The organism is Ketobacter alkanivorans (assembly GCF_002863865.1).
GTDB classification, from domain to species: Bacteria; Pseudomonadota; Gammaproteobacteria; order Pseudomonadales; family Ketobacteraceae; genus Ketobacter; species Ketobacter alkanivorans.
This window is the reverse complement of sequence record NZ_CP022684.1, coordinates 1,165,018-1,180,420: the sequence shown is the minus strand read 5'-3', so window position 1 is coordinate 1,180,420 and position 15,403 is coordinate 1,165,018. Positions and strand designations below refer to the sequence as shown.

Annotated in this window: 13 protein-coding genes and 1 pseudogene; 10 read left to right on the top strand and 4 right to left on the bottom strand. The window is 49.0% G+C overall.

All coding sequences use genetic code 11. From position 1 onward, the window contains the following. Positions 1-2 precede the first annotated feature (2 nt). Positions 3-326: a hypothetical protein gene (locus tag Kalk_RS05005; protein ID WP_101893155.1), complete on the top strand. Its 324-nt coding sequence runs from the start codon at positions 3-5 to the stop codon at positions 324-326. Between the two features lie 165 nt (positions 327-491). Here the strand turns inward: Kalk_RS05005 and Kalk_RS05000 are convergent, their stop codons facing one another. Then, the gene (locus tag Kalk_RS05000) at positions 492-1,697 is read right to left on the bottom strand and encodes an IS256 family transposase (protein ID WP_101892936.1); all 1,206 of its coding nucleotides are present in this window, start codon (positions 1,695-1,697) and stop codon (positions 492-494) included. A 202-nt stretch (positions 1,698-1,899) separates the two neighbouring features. Between Kalk_RS05000 and Kalk_RS04995 the strand changes: the two are divergent. Further along, positions 1,900-2,390: pseudogene (locus tag Kalk_RS04995) on the top strand (PocR ligand-binding domain-containing protein); the annotation flags it as partial. Between the two features lie 18 nt (positions 2,391-2,408). Further along, the gene (locus Kalk_RS04990) at positions 2,409-4,118 is read left to right on the top strand and encodes a response regulator (protein ID WP_407656852.1); all 1,710 of its coding nucleotides are present in this window, start codon (positions 2,409-2,411) and stop codon (positions 4,116-4,118) included. A 16-nt stretch (positions 4,119-4,134) separates the two neighbouring features. On the opposite strand, the gene Kalk_RS04985 is transcribed toward Kalk_RS04990, so the two are convergent. Then, positions 4,135-5,046, bottom strand: a complete 912-nt coding sequence (locus Kalk_RS04985; protein WP_158643311.1) for a D-hexose-6-phosphate mutarotase — start codon at positions 5,044-5,046, stop codon at positions 4,135-4,137. A 226-nt stretch (positions 5,047-5,272) separates the two neighbouring features. Between Kalk_RS04985 and Kalk_RS04980 the strand changes: the two genes are divergently transcribed. Next, on the top strand, positions 5,273-6,628 hold the full coding sequence (locus tag Kalk_RS04980; RefSeq protein ID WP_101893151.1) for an alpha/beta hydrolase: 1,356 nt from the start codon (positions 5,273-5,275) through the stop codon (positions 6,626-6,628). 44 nt (positions 6,629-6,672) lie between these two features. Here Kalk_RS04980 and Kalk_RS04975 read toward each other — a convergent pair whose 3' ends face one another. After that, complete coding sequence (locus Kalk_RS04975) at positions 6,673-7,473, bottom strand: helix-turn-helix domain-containing protein (RefSeq protein WP_101893150.1); 801 nt, start codon at positions 7,471-7,473, stop codon at positions 6,673-6,675. Between the two features lie 236 nt (positions 7,474-7,709). On the opposite strand from Kalk_RS04975, the gene Kalk_RS04970 reads away from it, so the two are divergent. From Kalk_RS04970 to ung, 3 genes are all read left to right on the top strand, one after another. Then, positions 7,710-8,852 carry an oxygenase MpaB family protein gene (locus Kalk_RS04970; RefSeq protein ID WP_101893149.1) on the top strand — a complete coding sequence of 381 codons (1,143 nt, stop codon included), beginning with the start codon at positions 7,710-7,712 and terminating at the stop codon, positions 8,850-8,852. Between the two features lie 334 nt (positions 8,853-9,186). Further along, on the top strand, positions 9,187-9,858 hold the full coding sequence (locus tag Kalk_RS04965) for a TetR/AcrR family transcriptional regulator (RefSeq protein WP_101893148.1): 672 nt from the start codon (positions 9,187-9,189) through the stop codon (positions 9,856-9,858). Positions 9,859-9,887: 29 nt separating this feature from the next. Next, positions 9,888-10,574, top strand: a complete 687-nt coding sequence (gene ung / locus Kalk_RS04960) for a uracil-DNA glycosylase (protein ID WP_101893147.1) — start codon at positions 9,888-9,890, stop codon at positions 10,572-10,574. A gap of 15 nt (positions 10,575-10,589) precedes the next feature. On the opposite strand, the gene Kalk_RS04955 is transcribed toward ung, so the two are convergent. Next, a complete protein-coding gene (locus tag Kalk_RS04955) occupies positions 10,590-11,471 on the bottom strand; it encodes an AraC family transcriptional regulator (protein WP_101893146.1) in 882 nt (293 codons plus the stop codon). A gap of 119 nt (positions 11,472-11,590) precedes the next feature. Between Kalk_RS04955 and Kalk_RS04950 the strand changes: the two genes are divergently transcribed. Genes Kalk_RS04950 through Kalk_RS04940 form a run of 3 tightly spaced genes read left to right on the top strand, consistent with a single transcriptional unit; the run spans position 11,591 to position 15,394 of the window. Then, a complete protein-coding gene (locus tag Kalk_RS04950) occupies positions 11,591-13,111 on the top strand; it encodes a CoA-acylating methylmalonate-semialdehyde dehydrogenase (RefSeq protein ID WP_101893145.1) in 1,521 nt (506 codons plus the stop codon). A 7-nt stretch (positions 13,112-13,118) separates the two neighbouring features. Next, positions 13,119-14,279 (top strand): acyl-CoA dehydrogenase family protein, encoded by a 1,161-nt coding sequence (locus Kalk_RS04945; protein ID WP_101893144.1) that lies wholly within the window; start codon positions 13,119-13,121, stop codon positions 14,277-14,279. Continuing rightward, on the top strand, positions 14,276-15,394 hold the full coding sequence (locus tag Kalk_RS04940; RefSeq protein WP_101893143.1) for an enoyl-CoA hydratase/isomerase family protein: 1,119 nt from the start codon (positions 14,276-14,278) through the stop codon (positions 15,392-15,394). The genes Kalk_RS04945 and Kalk_RS04940 overlap by 4 nt, the downstream gene beginning before the upstream one ends. The last annotated feature ends 9 nt before the right edge of the window (positions 15,395-15,403 follow it).

Below are 15,403 nucleotides of genomic sequence, written 5' to 3'. Positions count from 1 at the left end.
ATATGAAAACTAGTCGTATGGGTAGTGTGAAGTATGTTTTGTTGGGTATGGCTATTTCGTTGTCAGCGTGTGCTGATGAGAAGAGACCGCAAGATACCGTTCCAAGCACAGAGCTGAGGCCCTACTCTATTGGTTTTGAGAAAGATGGCACCCCGGTAGTACTTGATGCAAAAGGTAATATCATTGAGCCTTCGGATGTGAAGTTCCCAATAAAAGCTACTGAGATTGAGAGCGTAGAAAGTATTACATTGGTGCAATATCGAGGATCCCATGTGCAACTCATGAAGATAGGGGGCAGACTATACGCAATTCCGCTGCCTCATTAATGTTGTGCGTAATGGTGGTTTTTAATTAAGGTGTTATGAAGTTCTTTCTAATGCCCTGTGCGAGCCGTGCCTCTTTTTTAGGGTGTGGCTCGTAATCTTTTGACTTCAGGATCGTTCTTGTCCGTTCATCGAGGGCGTTCAAAATTCTGTGTCAGCCTAGTGGCGTCATAAGCTGATGTATTTCTCCAGCCGGTCTGGGAAGTGGATTGTGAGCTGTGACAGCGTCAGGTTCCAGTTCTGTATCGGGTGAGTCCATCGCTCAGTGGCTTTGAGTATACCGGCATACAACAGCTTCAGTAAGCTGTTTTCATTAGGGAAGCCGCCTTTCGTCTTGGTGAGTTTTCGGAACTGGCGGTGTACAGCCTCGACAGCGTTTGTCGTGTAGATCGCCTTCTGCACGTAATCCGGGTACTTAAAGTAAGTCGATAACGTCGGCCATTTACTGCGCCAAGACTGGATTACCATTGGATATTTGTCGCCCCATTTGGCTTCCAGGTCGTCCAAGGCAATTTCTGCGGCGTTGAGGGTGGTAGCCTTGTAAACGCACTTCAGGTCACTCATGAAGGCTTTCTGATTTTTGGAGGCAACGTACTTCATGGAGTTGCGGATCTGGTGGATGATGCAGTGCTGAATCTCGGTGTCGGGGTAGATGGTCTCAATGGCTTCAGGGAAGCCTTTCAGGCCATCCACGCAGGCAATCAGAATATCTTTTAGGCCCCGGTTGTTCAGGTCGGTCAACACAGATAGCCAGTGGTGAGCACCTTCCTGATCCGATAAATACAGGCCCAGCAGCTCCTTCTTGCCTTCGATATTGAGGCCCAGAATGGTGTAGATAGCCTTGCTGACATAGCGGCCGTTTTCCTTGATCTTGTAGTGAATCGCATCCAGCCAGACGATCGGATAGATAGCCTCCAGATCTCGCTCACGCCATGCCTGAAGCTCTGGGAGAAGCTTGTCGGTGACAGCATTGATGGTACCATTGGAAAGCTCGACACCGTAGAGATCGGCAATATGGCCGCGGATATCCTGATAACTGTTACCCAGGGCAAACAGAGCCAGGATCTTGCGTTCCAATTCATCGGTGAGGTGAGTCTGGTTCTTTTTGACCAGCTGGGGTTCGAAGGTGCCAGACCGGTCTCTGGGGGTATCCAGCTCAAAGCTGCCCGTAGGGCCTTTTATGGTCTTGGAAGACTTGCCGTTCTTACGGTTAGGGGCTTCCTCGTTGGCCAGATGCTCTTCCAGCTCGGCCTTCATGGCGGCCTCTGTGAGCTGTTTGATCAGGGGTGTCAGGATGCCGTCCTTGCCAGTGAGGTCTTGGCCTTCACGCAGGGCTTTGAGGGCGGCTTCCATATCGAAAGTAGGTTTGGTCATAGGTCATCTCTTTTGGTCTAATGATAAAGAAATGACACAGAATTCTGAACACTACCCGTTCATCCCCAGTTTGACCCTCGCCCCTGGCAATATCGTTTGGTTTCTGAACTATATTGTACTAATATCAATATTGCAGTTGCTTTTCTGATTGTTCGTAATTAGGCAAAAATTCACTTTTGTATCTGCACAGCTCAAGTTTTAGATGCGGCCAGGTAATAATGAAATGTCGAATAATAATATAATTATTCGCGATAAGGGCGGGCCACATATCAATGAAATCATTGATATTGAAGAGCTAACGGAACTATTCCAGAGCTACAGCGATATCACAGGAATGGTTACTGCGCTGCTTGATCTCGAAGGCGAAATACTGATAGCCACCAACTGGCAGGATTCCTGCACTCAATTCCACCGCGAAAGTGATGTCACAAGAAAGCGTTGCCACGAAAGTGATACATCATTGGCGGGATCATTATCCAAAGGTGATAAGTATAATGTGTATCGTTGTCGAAATGGGTTAGTCGATGTGGCGACGCCCGTCATCGTTAACGGGCGGCATATGGCAAACTTTTTCACCGGTCAGTTTTTCATAGAGAAGCCTGATGTAGAGTATTTTTGAGGCAAGCTGAAGAGGCGGGCTTTGAGGAGGAGGCTTATCTGGAGGCCATTGCGAAGGTGCCCGTATATGATGAGGCCACCATAAAATCGCATATGGCGTTTCTAGTCCGAATTGCGGAAATGATAGGAGCATCCGGCGCAGCCAATCTGAGAGTGCTCGAGGCCAATAAAGAACTTGAGAATCACCGAAATCAATTGCAATCATTGGTTGATGAGCGAACTGCCAAGCTTAACGAATCTTTACGGTTAGCCGAGGCTGCTAACTTGGCGAAATCCAAATTTCTGTCCAATATGTCCCATGAACTCCGTACTCCGCTCAATGTGGTACTAGGGTATTCTGAAATACTAAGGGCAAAAGAGAAAGACGCTGATAAGAAGCAGTATTTGGAATCTATCCATCTAGCGGGGAAAGGGTTGCTGAATCTTATCAATTCAGTATTAGACCTTTCAAAAATAGAAGCAGGGAAGATGCCTGTTCAAAAGCAGCCGATGTCTATGCAATCCCTGTTACATGAGATAGGCATTATATTCAAACGACAAGCGGCTGAGAAAGATCTGGATTTAACGCTGAATGTTTCCAGTGAGGTGCCAGATGTCATTAGCTTTGATGAGACTAAACTCAGGCAAATACTGATGAACTTGGTTGGTAATGCCTTAAAATTTACCGACAACGGCTATATTAAAGTTCATTGCCAGGCGTTTTCGAACGATAAAAATGATGCCTTGACGACCATTATATTGTCAGTTTCTGATACCGGGAAGGGAATTAGCTCAGCCGACCAACCCCTCGTTTTGAAAGCATTTGAGCAGGCGACAGGTCAGAAATTAGGTGATTATGGGGGGACAGGGTTGGGGCTGGCCTTGACTAAACAACTCGTGGATCTTCTGGGCGGTGATCTGACGCTAGAAAGTACATTAGGGCGCGGCAGCACGTTTCAGTGCAGATTCGACGGTGTTGAGGTTTTATCCGAGCTTGGTCATAAAGGTGATCTCAAACGGGAGCGTCGCCCTGGTTCCATTCAATTTTCCCCTGCAACTATATTGGTGGTGGATGACCACCAGATGAATCGAGATCTGCTGGTTACCTACCTTGATGAGTGGCGCTTTAAGGTTTTGTTGGCAGATAATGGAGAGCGAGCGATAGCTCTGGCGCAGCAGCATGGTCCGGATCTTATTTTCATGGATATGAAAATGCCGGTTATGGATGGATACGAAGCAACTCAGCGCCTTAAATCCAATGCAGACACAAAGAACATACCAGTTGTTGCCGCTACGGCATCCGCTCTAATGGTGGAAAAGAAAAAAATCCTCGAGGTTACTGATGGTTATTTAAGTAAGCCCATTACTTATACCGAGCTGGTGGATTGTTTGGTTCAGTTCATACCGCAAGAATCGAAGAAACCTAACTTCATTAACCCTACTAAGATTTTGATTGTTGATGACGATGATGTGAACCGCTTTATTCTGTCTAGCGTTCTTGAAGATTGGGAAAACACAGACATTGATATTGCCTGTACAGGTCGTGAGGCTGTCGATGCATGCTGTCAAGCAGAGAGGCCTGACATTGTATTTATGGACTGTGAGATGCCGGGGATGGATGGTATCGAGGCGGCACGAAAGATTAGAGATTGGGAATTGAAAAACTGTATTTCCTCTGCAAGCATCTACTTGGTTACAGCCCATACCATAGATGAAATGAAAGAAAGAGGCTGCGATACGCTGTTTAATGGTTACTTAAACAAGCCCTTCGAGGTTGAGGATGTAGCCGCATTGCTAGGCGTTGATCTTATAAGCGCAATGTAACTGTTTGGGGGTGCCCCTAACAGTTAGCGATAGGCGGAGTGCTGTGATTTGCAATGTTTGTCTGCAATACCCATCCACTTCCTGGTGGTAGCTCCTTACAATTATTCAATACATTAGCCGTTTCCACGCACAGCATCTGTTTGTATGCACTGCTCTCAAATTGACTCAGTCGTTTGGCTTTTTCAATCCACGGATTCCACACTACGGCCGATTGTGAATCTTTGGAGTAAATTTGAATTTCTCGATTCCATTTAGAATCTACAATGCAAATCATCTCAGGCGTGTTCTTGTATATGCGATCAGTCTCGCCGCTAATGCAGATCGGAGCTTGGTCGATGTTTTCGTTCCAGTCATTCAGTGTGTCGATAAAGGGTACGTGTATTAGATTGTTAATGCTGGCGTGGATAACATCGCTAACTGCAAAGTAGCTGTGCAGTGCCTGGCTTATATTTAGGGTTTGGTCTGATTTGTTTTCGGTGAGCAGGGCTATGTTCAGCTCCTCCCCAATGCTCATTTCTACGCTCAGTTCTACACCTTGAGGGAACGGTGCTGGCCACTGTGTTTCAGGAAAGCATAGTTTCAGGTGTACCCCGTTATCGTCACTGCTGATTCGGTCAAGCAGCCAAGGTTTGCTTCTTACCCAGCCGTGAGCGGGCAGGTTTCCTTCTGGCAGCATGGCTTGTACCGTTTCAGGGTTTTTACGTGCATCCCCAAACCAGGGCCAGCAGATGGGTATGCCTCCACGTATGGATTGTCCTCTTTTGAATTCTGCCTGTTCGCTCAGCCATATAACAGGTTGTGCCCCTGCTGGTGTGTATTCCAGCAGTTGCGCCCCTTGCAGTGCCACTAATGCCCTGGCTTTTGGGTGATCTATTTGAAGGCAAACCAGTTCATCTATCTGGCGGAGTGATACATAGGGTTGGTGCATGAGAGGCCTGCAGAGATTCAATGATTGCGGCCAGTCTATCATTTACGGGCCGGGTGTTAAATTCATACAAGTCTAATTCGGACACTCGCATTAAGGTAGTGGCCTATCAGAAAGGTAATTGTTCGCTGCTCAGCGAGGATGCTTTGAAATTGAATTTCAGGGCGCGGCGTTGTTTTGCCTTCTGTAAATCAAAAATAATAGTTAAAACAATAAGAGACTATATGTGATGAGAATAACTAATGCGCTTCCAGTGCTGATGTTGCTGGGCCTGATTATGGTTTTGCCTGGATGTGGTGGTGGAGCTGCCGGTGTTGAAGGGTTGTATGTTGCCAAAACCCAAGACGGGCTGGATATAAAGATGCGCCGTTATCGGCCCAGCCCTTCCCATGGATATCGTAACAGTATGCCGGTTTTATTGTTTCCGGGAATAATGAATAACTTTGATCAGTTCGATGTTCGATCCCCTTTGTGGTTGAACAGCTATAACTATAAATTGCCCGAAGATGCACCCGCGTGGGCGCGTAACGATCCAACCATCAAGAAAGATAACCTGAAGATGTATAGTCTGGCCCATTATTTGTACCTGCGTGGCTACGATGTTTGGATGGCAAATTATCGGGGGGTTGGGCGAGGTGATTTTAAGTCGGATGATGGCCATCCCAATACGACTCTGGATGTATGGTGTGCGTTGGATTACCCCGCAGCGGTCAGTAAGGTTCGTGCCGTAACGGGTAGAAAACCGGTCATTGGTGGGTTCAGTACCGGCAGCATGTGTGCCTATCAGTATTTGCAGGGCACGACAATGGATGCGGCAGTGGTGCGTCAGGGAGACTACTTGCCTCATGTCGTGGGAGATGCCTCCCTGGCAGCTCAACGTAATAGTCAGGTTGCCGGGTATTTGGCGATTGACCCCGCTGGCGCACCTAAGCTTGCATACAATTTTATGCTGGATAATGCAGTCGGCTGGGATATTTTGGCGCTCGAAGTGAAGATGGATCTGGATGCGGTTTTACCCGTTGTATTATCTGTGTTGCCGCCGGTGCTTGTGTCTGGTGCGACTGATTTGATATTTAAAACTATTGCTAATATGGCTCATGCATTCCCTACGTTGTTGCCCTCCTGGATGGATTTGTTTGGTGCTTTGGAAATCTGGAGTGCTGGAAATACCAACGGGTACGTAGAAGACTTTATGGTGCGCATTGGTCTTTCAAGTTTTTACGTTGGTGGGATAGCGCAGTTTGCGGACTGGGGGCTGAACGACTATCAGCTGCGTGAGCATTGGCAGAATGGTTATGAGAATAGAGATCGTTTAATCGCTGAGGATCGTGTGGCTGGCGATGGCTATTACTATTACAACGATCATATGAGTTTGTTGACGGTGCCGGCGTTTGCTGTGTTTTCTGAGTCCGATGGCGGTGTCAGCCCTGATCGAATGTCGGATTTAATATTCAATGGCAAAACACCTACAGATAAGGACGATTGGATTGTTATACCCGGCACGTCGCATCTGGATGTTGTGTTAGGTAACACAGCGCCAGCGATTTCCTTTCCCGCAATGGCCGACTGGTTAGACTCACTGTAGTGGGATGTTTGGCAAGGCTACCCAGTTTGGGAGCCTTGCCGCTTTTATTGTCCTTGGTGTGCAAATATATGGAGTCGATCTGAACGCTGAAATACAAATGATGGTGTCAATCCAAGCATGCTGCGGAAGGTATGGTTCAGATGAGATGAGTCTGAAAAGCCTGCTTCGTGGGCGGCTTCGGTTAAGTTCTTTCCCTGCCCCATAAGCGTCGCGGTTATAAATAACCTATGCCACAGTCGGTAGCGACGTACCGGTACCCCCGTAATTTTCTTGAACCAGCGATTCAATTGTGACGGGGTCAATCCTGCCTGCTCGGCGAGCCGGTCTGTGGATACATTCGAGAGCGGATCATTTTGTATGAGGTTAATGACTGTGGTGACACGAGCGTCATTGCTTAACGGCCCCTCGCCCTGGGTTTCGGTTGGGAACACGTGCTCAGTTAATGCTGTATAAGCTTCGGATGGTGGCATACGACTTTTGAGGATGTCGTTAAATACATTCAACTGATGGTGTTCTGTGATGCTGTCAGTCCAGATCGCCCCTAACTGATGTTGCATCAACGTCGACAGGCGCCGCGTGTCATGACCCAATGGATCAAGATAACAATTCACCATGTACTGACCCTGTGGATCTGCACCAAAATGGGTGCCGGCTGGAATTAATGCCGATCGTACAATACGTTCTTCACCGGTTTTATGGTTGCGGATAGGAAACGGCTTTTCCATTCCCAGTAATAATGTGGATGCGCCAGGGGTAAGGTTGGGTATATGGGGAAGCTCCCCTATGTAAAGGGTGCGCTGTTTCCACAAGTAAAGCAGGATGGGGCAGTCGTTTTTACTGTTCATGGATTCTGAGCTGTCGTTATTGTTATGGATAGTGTTTCGGTATCGAATAAAATCGAAACTCGACTGCGTTTATTATAGGATTCAATTTTCGTAAATGTTTTTCTGGATAACTTTATTAACATTTTTAATAGATCTAGAAGCACGCCTCAAATATAGAACTCACGGGTTCTTGTCAGCCGTGTTGGGTTTTGCTACTGTTTAGAGAACCAATCGGTCATTTATTAAACGGTGTCAGTATGCCAACTCCAGAAGAATTAGAACGAATCCAGCAAGGCCCGCAAACCCCCCAGCAGAGAGTTTGGTGGGATCGTTACTCTCATGCCCGGCTTCAGCAATGGCGACAGGTTTGTGATGATCAGGCAGATGCTTGCACTGCGTTGATAAAGCGGGGTCGTCCCTCGGACATGTATGATCAGGTGGAGGCCCGTGCTCAGTCCGAAGGTGGTGTCTTTCAAGCGTTTTTTGATAGCTGCAACGACGTGCCCGGTTGGGTGGACTTTGATGTGCTTGAGGAGGGGAGCCGCGTGTTCAAACGCTATGCTCCCCTGCAAGGGTTGGTGTTGCTGTGCAGCAGTCTGGTGGAAGGTTATGCCTATAACAAGCCGTCTCAGGTGTTGGTGGCAACCGGTCGTTTGCAGAAAGATGTTACGCGACGAATTTATGAAACAGGGCAGTTACTACACAATATGGTTGGCACAGGAAATATTGCACCGGGTTCCATTGGCCATCGTACGTTGATGGAGGTGCGTCTCACCCACTCTTCAGTTCGTCAGTTTCTCTGGAACTCAGGTAAATGGGATGTGGAAAAGTACGATCAGCCCATAAATCAGGAAGATATGGCCGGTACGGTTATGGAGTTTGATTTTATGGTGGCAAGGGGCATCGGCCGTTTGGGCGTTAACCTAAGTCATGAGGAAAAGAGCCTGATGCAGTATTTCTGGCGCTATGCCGGTTATGTTCTGGGGGTGAAAGAGGCTTTGCTGCCAGCGGGGCTGGAAGAGCAGGAGATGCTGGCTTTACAGTTGTCGTCTCATTTATACAGCCCAAGCCCAGATAGCGAAAAGCTGGCCAAAGCGCTGTTGCGGGATATGGCGGGGGAGCCACCTTTTTATCTGTCAGAAGGCTTGTTGGTTGCGTTTAGTGAGTATTTGGTAGGGCCGTTGGTTGCAAAAGATATCAATCTGCACGCCACCCCTGCGGATCGCATTAAGGTGAAACTGATTAGGGAGGCGATCCGTGTTGCAGCTAAAGGCCGGGTTTTTGCGCCCCAGGTACTGCAGAAATTGCTAGAGAAGGGAAACCACAGCATGCGGCGCAAGAACATTTTTGATGGTTTGGGGGGCGATCCGGCACGGTTCGCGTTCCGTAGCCTGGCCTGACGTAAAAGGTCGAATTTTGACCTGCCGCATCAGTTTGGAAACAGTATTAGTTTTTGATAAGCGAGGCTAAAATTCTGTAAAAACAGCAAGATAAGGGAGTTTGGTGAGTTGGCAAGGGCGTTGCAATAGTTACATTGGCAGCACAACAGACCAACTACCTTATCCACTTTCTTGCTGGGAGCCCCACTTTGCAGTTCATGCAGGTGGGGCCTTTTTTTGCCACGTGTTTAAAAAAAGGGCACAAAAACAAAGCGTTACCCAGTCTCTATCCATGAACTGGGGCGCAATTTCTTGTATCATTGCCAGCCAAGTAAATTGACCGGTAATGACTGCCATGTCGGATGAAAACGCCATTAATTATCGCGGCCGCAAAGCCTCCCGCGCCCGCAGTGAACAGCGACGCAAGGCTATTCTTGAGGCCGCTCTGCGCATTGTGGTGAACGACGGTGTCCGTGGGGTGCGCCATCGGGCCGTCGCTAAGGAAGCGGATGTGCCGCTTTCGGCCACTACCTATTATTTCAAAGATATTTCGGATCTTATTTCCGATACGTTCACGCTGTTTGCTGAAAATGCCATGAGTGATGTGGTGCAACCCATCTATCAGAATGTGGGGGAGTTTATTCAGCAGCACAAGGAAGAGGTGAGCGCGAACCCCGATGTGACCAATCAGCTGTTGGAAAGCTTGTCGCAGATTATTGTCGGCTTTATGAAGTTGGAGCTGAACGAGAAACGTGATCACATGATCGCAGAACAGGCTTTCAAGCACGAGTGTTTGCGCGATGCCCGTTTGCGCAGCATTGCTCAGACTTATTTCGATTATTTGCTGAATGAGTTGGTTGAGTTGTGCAAGGTCATTGGAGTCGATGAGCCAGATATTGCAGGCGAGTTGTTGATGGGCACCGTGTTCCGGATCGAGCATGAGGCGTTGATGGTTCCTGCGGAGCAATTTGACGAAGTAAAAGCCTGTAAGATGATTAAGCGTCAATTGAAAGCGTTTCTGCCTTGATTGATTTAACGTAAAAACAGGAATCATAAATGTCGCCGGATCAAGTGAAGATCGAACCCAGTTGGAAGCAGCATTTGCTGCCTGAGTTTCAGCAGCCGTATATGACGACGTTGCGTGAGTTCTTACTGGAGCAGAAAAAGGCAGGAAAGGTCATATTCCCAAAAGGGGAAGAGTATTTTAACGCCTTTAATCTAACGCCGTTTGATCAAGTGAAAGTCGTGATCATTGGTCAGGACCCCTATCATGGGCCGGGTCAGGCCCATGGGTTATGCTTTTCGGTACAGGATGGGGTGGCGCTGCCGCCTTCTTTGCAGAATATCTATAAAGAGATTCATGCTGATCTTGGTTTGCCGATTCCCAAAACCGGGAACCTCACCCACTGGGCTCAGCAAGGGGTGTTGTTGCTGAATGCTGTGCTTACTGTAGAGCAATCAAAGGCCGCAGCACATCAGGGTAAGGGTTGGGAGTTGTTCACTGATGCGGCAATTAGAGAGTTAAATGAACAGCGTGAGGGTATCGTGTTTTTGTTGTGGGGCAGTTATGCCCAAAAGAAAGGGCAGATCATTGATCCGAAGAAGCACTGTGTGTTGAAGACAGTTCACCCATCACCCCTTTCGGCCTATCGAGGCTTTTTTGGCTGTAAACATTTCTCCAAGGCGAATGCTTATCTGGAATCCATTGGTGCAATGCCCATTGATTGGTCTGTCCCTGAGTAGCGTTTCGTATCGGCTCTAACCGGCATCAAGGCTGCGGTACTCTCGTGGCGAAACGCCGGTTACCTTTTTGAACAACCTTGAAAAATATTGTGGATCTTCGTAGCCTAATTCAGCCGCCACCAGTGCGATGGGTTGACGGCTGATATCAAGCAAATAACAGGCTCGTTCCATTTTCAAATGAATGAAGTGTTGGATGGGGGAATAGCCGGTTAAATCCTTGTAACGTTTGGAAAAATGATATTTGGATAAGTTTGCGGCCGCCGCCAGATCATCTAATTCCAAATCTTGATTCAGGTTGGCCGCCATGATGGTTTGTATTGCCTCCAGGTCGATTGGCTGGCGTGCTTGTTGGGTCTGGCTGGTGGTCAGCAGGGCAAGGTATGTCAGGCTCTGCTTTAGGGTTTGAGAGGCGTGGATCAGCGCTTTCATGCTGTAACCGGTTTCCCGCACAGTAAACAGCGCATCAAAATCGCTGATGATTTTGGGGTGCAAGCCAATCGCTGTGACGTAGCCGTTTTCTGGCAGGCCCATATTCGCAATATAATCCTGTGCATGCTTGCCGGTAAAATGCACCCAGCGTAGGGTCCACGGGTTTTTTGGATCAGATTCATAGTGGTGAGCGACTCCCCTGGGCAGCATGATCAGGCTGCCAGGGTTAACATCGAATCTTTCGTTGAGGGCTTGAACCCAGCCTTTGCCTGCACTGCAATACATCAATAGGTGATCATCATGTTCCCAGCGGGTCATGTGATGGCCATCGGCGTTTGGGTAGAAGCCCATGCCGTTGATGTACAGAGATTCAGTTAATGGGTTAGTAGACAGCTGCACGCTGGCAAAGCGTGGCACGAAGAAGCGAATAGAATCTGGGCTAAGCGGCCAGCTGGAAGATACGGGCATTGTGAACCTGTTTATTTAAACGCAATATAGTCCATATTATAAGCAAAATCCTCAATGGTGTATGCCTCTGGGCTATGCTACATATACAGGATGTCGAATATCGCACTAAGGAATCATTCATGACTCATCCCAATTCAGACTCAGCCCCAGTCAAAGTTCAGCAATTAATTAACGGTGAATTCCAGTGCAGTGCTTCCAAAGACTGGATTGATGTCACCAATCCAGCCACTCAAGAGGTAATCGCTCAGGTGCCCTGCGCAACCGCAGATGAGGTGCAGCAGGCGATTGCGTCTGCCAAGGCTGCGTTCAAAGTGTGGCGGGATACACCGGTGCCAGCGCGAGCGCGGGTGATGTTGCAGTATCAGGCGCTGTTGAAAGAGCATCACGATGAGCTGGCCGAAATCCTGGCTCAGGAAACCGGAAAGACGTTTGAGGATGCCAAAGGCGATGTGTGGCGCGGCATTGAGGTGGTTGAACACGCAGCCAATATTCCCAGCCTGTTGATGGGGGAGACAGTTGAGAACGTTGCCAACGGGATCGATACTTATTCTTATACGCAGCCTCTGGGCGTGTGTGCGGGCATCACTCCGTTTAATTTTCCGGCCATGATTCCGCTGTGGATGTTTCCATTGGCCATTGCCTGCGGTAATGCCTTCATTTTAAAGCCTTCTGAGCAGGATCCCATGACCCCCATGCGTCTGGCGGAACTGTTTATTGAGGCGGGTGCGCCGAAGGATGTGTTACAGGTGATTCACGGTCGTAAGGAGCAGGTTGACGCCTTGCTGACTGATCCAGAGATCAAGGCTATTTCCTTTGTGGGCTCGGTGCCGGTAGGGCAGTACATCTATCAAACGGGTACTGCGAACATGAAACGGGTGCAGGCGTTTGCCGGGGCCAAAAACCACATGGTGGTGATGCCCGATGCTAATAAGCAGCAGGTGGTAAACAATATAGTTGGCGCATCTTGCGGCGCGGCCGGACAGCGCTGTATGGCTATTAGCGTAGCGGTGTTGGTTGGTGATGCCAGAGCCTGGGTAGACGACATAAAAGAGGCGTTGGCTGGAATACGTCCAGGGGCATGGAACGATAAACAGGCAGCCTATGGACCGATTATCAGTCCGCAGGCGAAACAGCGAGTGCTCAGCCTGATTGCCAAAGGAAAGGAGGAGGGAGCGACCTGTCTGCTGGATGGCAGCGATTGCGTGGTGGAAGGTTTTCCGGATGGTAACTGGGTTGGCCCGACACTGTTTGCCGATGTTACACCGCAGATGAGCATTTACAGCGAAGAGGTGTTTGGCCCAGTGCTCTGCGTTATCGGCGTTGATTCACTGGAAGAGGCTATTGCGCTGATTAATGAGCATCCCTGTGGTAACGGAACGTCTATTTTTACAGCCAGCGGTGCCGCCGCGCGAAAATATCAGCATGAGATCGAAGTGGGCCAAGTGGGCATTAATGTACCCATTCCAGTGCCGCTGCCATTCTTTTCATTCACCGGCTGGAAGGCGTCGTTCTATGGCGATCAACACGCTTACGGCAAGCAGGCCATTCGCTTCTATACCGAAACTAAAACCATCACTGCAAGATGGTTTGAAAGTGACATAGCCGCAAGCGGCCCCAATATGACCATTCATTTGAAATAAGTGAATTATGGACTTTGAACTGAACGATGATCAGAAAGCCTTTCAGCAAGCAGCGAAGCAATTTGCCGAAACTGAATTAACACCCAATGCCGCACAATGGGATGCGGACGCTTTCTTTCCGGTTGACGTGATTCGCAAAGCGGGTGAACTGGGCTTTTGCAGTATTTATGCACCTGAATCTGCAGGTGGTATGGGGCTGTCGCGGCTTGATGCCCATCTTATTTTTGAACAGCTGTCATACGGTTGTACTGCTACTGCTGCTTATATCACCATTCATAACATGTGTACCTGGATGGTTACGACTTTTGGCAGTGAGGAATTGGTGCAACGCTGGGGGGCTTTGCTTTGCACAGGTGAGAAGCTGGCTTCCTATTGTTTGACAGAGCCTAACGCGGGGTCTGATGCCGCATCGCTTAAAACCAGCGCCCAACTGCATGGTGACCACTATGTGCTAAATGGCAGCAAATGTTTTATATCAGGTGCTGGCTCTACGGATGTGTTGGTGGTGATGGCGCGCACTGGTGGCCCTGGAGCCAAGGGGATTTCCTGCTTTCTGGTGGAAGCTGGCAGTGATGGCATCAGTTATGGGCGCAAGGAAGATAAAATGGGTTGGAACTGCCAGCCTACGCGCACTATTTCTTTTGATAATGTGAGGGTGCCGAAGGCTAACTTCGTGGGCGGTGAGGGCGATGGTTTTAAGTTTGCCATGAAAGGGTTGGATGGTGGCCGCATTAATATCGCCACCTGCTCACTGGGCACTGCTCAGGCGGCACTAGACGCAGCGCAGCGTTATATGTTGGAACGGAAGCAGTTTGGCCAGTCTCTGGCCGAGTTTCAGGGATTGCAATTCAAGTTGGCCGACATGCTTACCCGGTTGGTAGCAGCACGGCAAATGGTGCGATTGGCTGCCGTTAAACTGGATCATAATGATTCCGAAGCAACGGTGTATTCGGCCATGGCCAAACGCTTTGCCACCGATGTTGGTTTTTCGGTATGTAATGATGCCCTGCAAATTCATGGTGGATATGGTTATATCAAAGAGTACCCGCTGGAACGCCATGTGCGTGACACGCGCGTGCATCAAATTCTGGAAGGCACCAATGAGGTTATGCGTATGATTATTGCGCGGCGAGCATTGATGGAAGGTGCAACGGAGGTTATCCAGTGACAGACAGTGTTGTATTTGAATTGCTAGCGGCAGGCAATGGCAAGAGTATCGGTTTAGCCACATTGAATGTGGAAAAGAAACTCAACTCCCTGACTCAGGACATGGTGGCTTTGCTTGATGCCAGATTGATAGAGTGGGAGCGGGATGCGAGTGTGGTGTGTGTGTGGTTGCAGGGTGCTGGTGAGAAAGCGTTCTGTGCCGGTGGCGATGTGCGTTGTTTGCGTGACAAAATTGCGGAAGTAGGCCCACAGCAGGCTCAGCCTTTTGTACAGGCATTTTTTGAGAACGAATATCGGCTGGACTATCGAATTCATCGTTACCCTAAACCGATTATCTGCTGGGGACATGGAATCATTATGGGGGGTGGTATCGGGTTGATGTCCGGGGCCTCCCATCGTGTGGTCACCGAAACCTCTCGCATGGCGATGCCTGAGATCACAATAGGCTTGTACCCCGATGTGGGCGGTACATGGTTTTTAAATCACGCTCCAGGGCGAACCGGGCTGTTCTTGGGGCTTACGGGTGCCAATTTCAATGCGGCGGATGCGCTGTTCGTGGGTATGGCAGATCGGTTTGTTCCCAGCGCGTCAAAGCAGGCAGTACTGGAGTTGCTGCAGCAGCAGGTGTGGAGTGATTCGGCCGTAGATAATGCCGCCATTGTAAGCTCTGTTTTACGCCAGCATGAAGCTCTGGATCAGCTACCTAAAGGTAATGTTCGTGAGCATTATGATCTTATCCAGGCAGTAACCGATGGTGATAGCGCTGTTCAGGTGGTAGAAAAGATTTCTGCTATTGTCTCTGAAGAAAAGTGGTTGCAGAAAGCGGTTGCCACACTGAAAGCGGGTTGCCCCACCACTGCACATCTAGTATTTGAGCAACTTCAAAGAGGAAAAAAATTGTCGTTGCCGCAGGTGTTTCAGATGGAATTAATTATGTCGCTACAATGCGCGTTGCATCCTGACTTTCCCGAAGGTGTGCGGGCCCTGCTAGTGGATAAGGATGGTGCCCCGAATTGGCAGCACGCATCAGTAGCAGCGGTTGATCCGCAATGGGTAGAGCAGCATTTCCAGCCGCCGTGGGCTGATGGCAATAACCCCCTCAGCGATCTGGCCTGAATAAAAAAC

What these genes read in the sequence shown, in the direction of transcription:
- Kalk_RS04950 (WP_101893145.1), top strand. Translation starts at nt 11,591, where the DNA reads ATGACTCATCCCAATTCAGACTCAGCCCCAGTCAAAGTTCAGCAATTA.
- Kalk_RS05000 (WP_101892936.1), bottom strand. Translation starts at nt 1,697, where the DNA reads ATGACCAAACCTACTTTCGATATGGAAGCCGCCCTCAAAGCCCTGCGT.
- ung (WP_101893147.1), top strand. Translation starts at nt 9,888, where the DNA reads ATGTCGCCGGATCAAGTGAAGATCGAACCCAGTTGGAAGCAGCATTTG.
- Kalk_RS04970 (WP_101893149.1), top strand. Translation starts at nt 7,710, where the DNA reads ATGCCAACTCCAGAAGAATTAGAACGAATCCAGCAAGGCCCGCAAACC.
- Kalk_RS05005 (WP_101893155.1), top strand. Translation starts at nt 3, where the DNA reads ATGAAAACTAGTCGTATGGGTAGTGTGAAGTATGTTTTGTTGGGTATG.
- Kalk_RS04955 (WP_101893146.1), bottom strand. Translation starts at nt 11,471, where the DNA reads ATGCCCGTATCTTCCAGCTGGCCGCTTAGCCCAGATTCTATTCGCTTC.
- Kalk_RS04980 (WP_101893151.1), top strand. Translation starts at nt 5,273, where the DNA reads ATGAGAATAACTAATGCGCTTCCAGTGCTGATGTTGCTGGGCCTGATT.
- Kalk_RS04965 (WP_101893148.1), top strand. Translation starts at nt 9,187, where the DNA reads ATGTCGGATGAAAACGCCATTAATTATCGCGGCCGCAAAGCCTCCCGC.
- Kalk_RS04975 (WP_101893150.1), bottom strand. Translation starts at nt 7,473, where the DNA reads ATGAACAGTAAAAACGACTGCCCCATCCTGCTTTACTTGTGGAAACAG.
- Kalk_RS04945 (WP_101893144.1), top strand. Translation starts at nt 13,119, where the DNA reads ATGGACTTTGAACTGAACGATGATCAGAAAGCCTTTCAGCAAGCAGCG.
- Kalk_RS04990 (WP_407656852.1), top strand. Translation starts at nt 2,409, where the DNA reads ATGGCGTTTCTAGTCCGAATTGCGGAAATGATAGGAGCATCCGGCGCA.
- Kalk_RS04985 (WP_158643311.1), bottom strand. Translation starts at nt 5,046, where the DNA reads ATGCACCAACCCTATGTATCACTCCGCCAGATAGATGAACTGGTTTGC.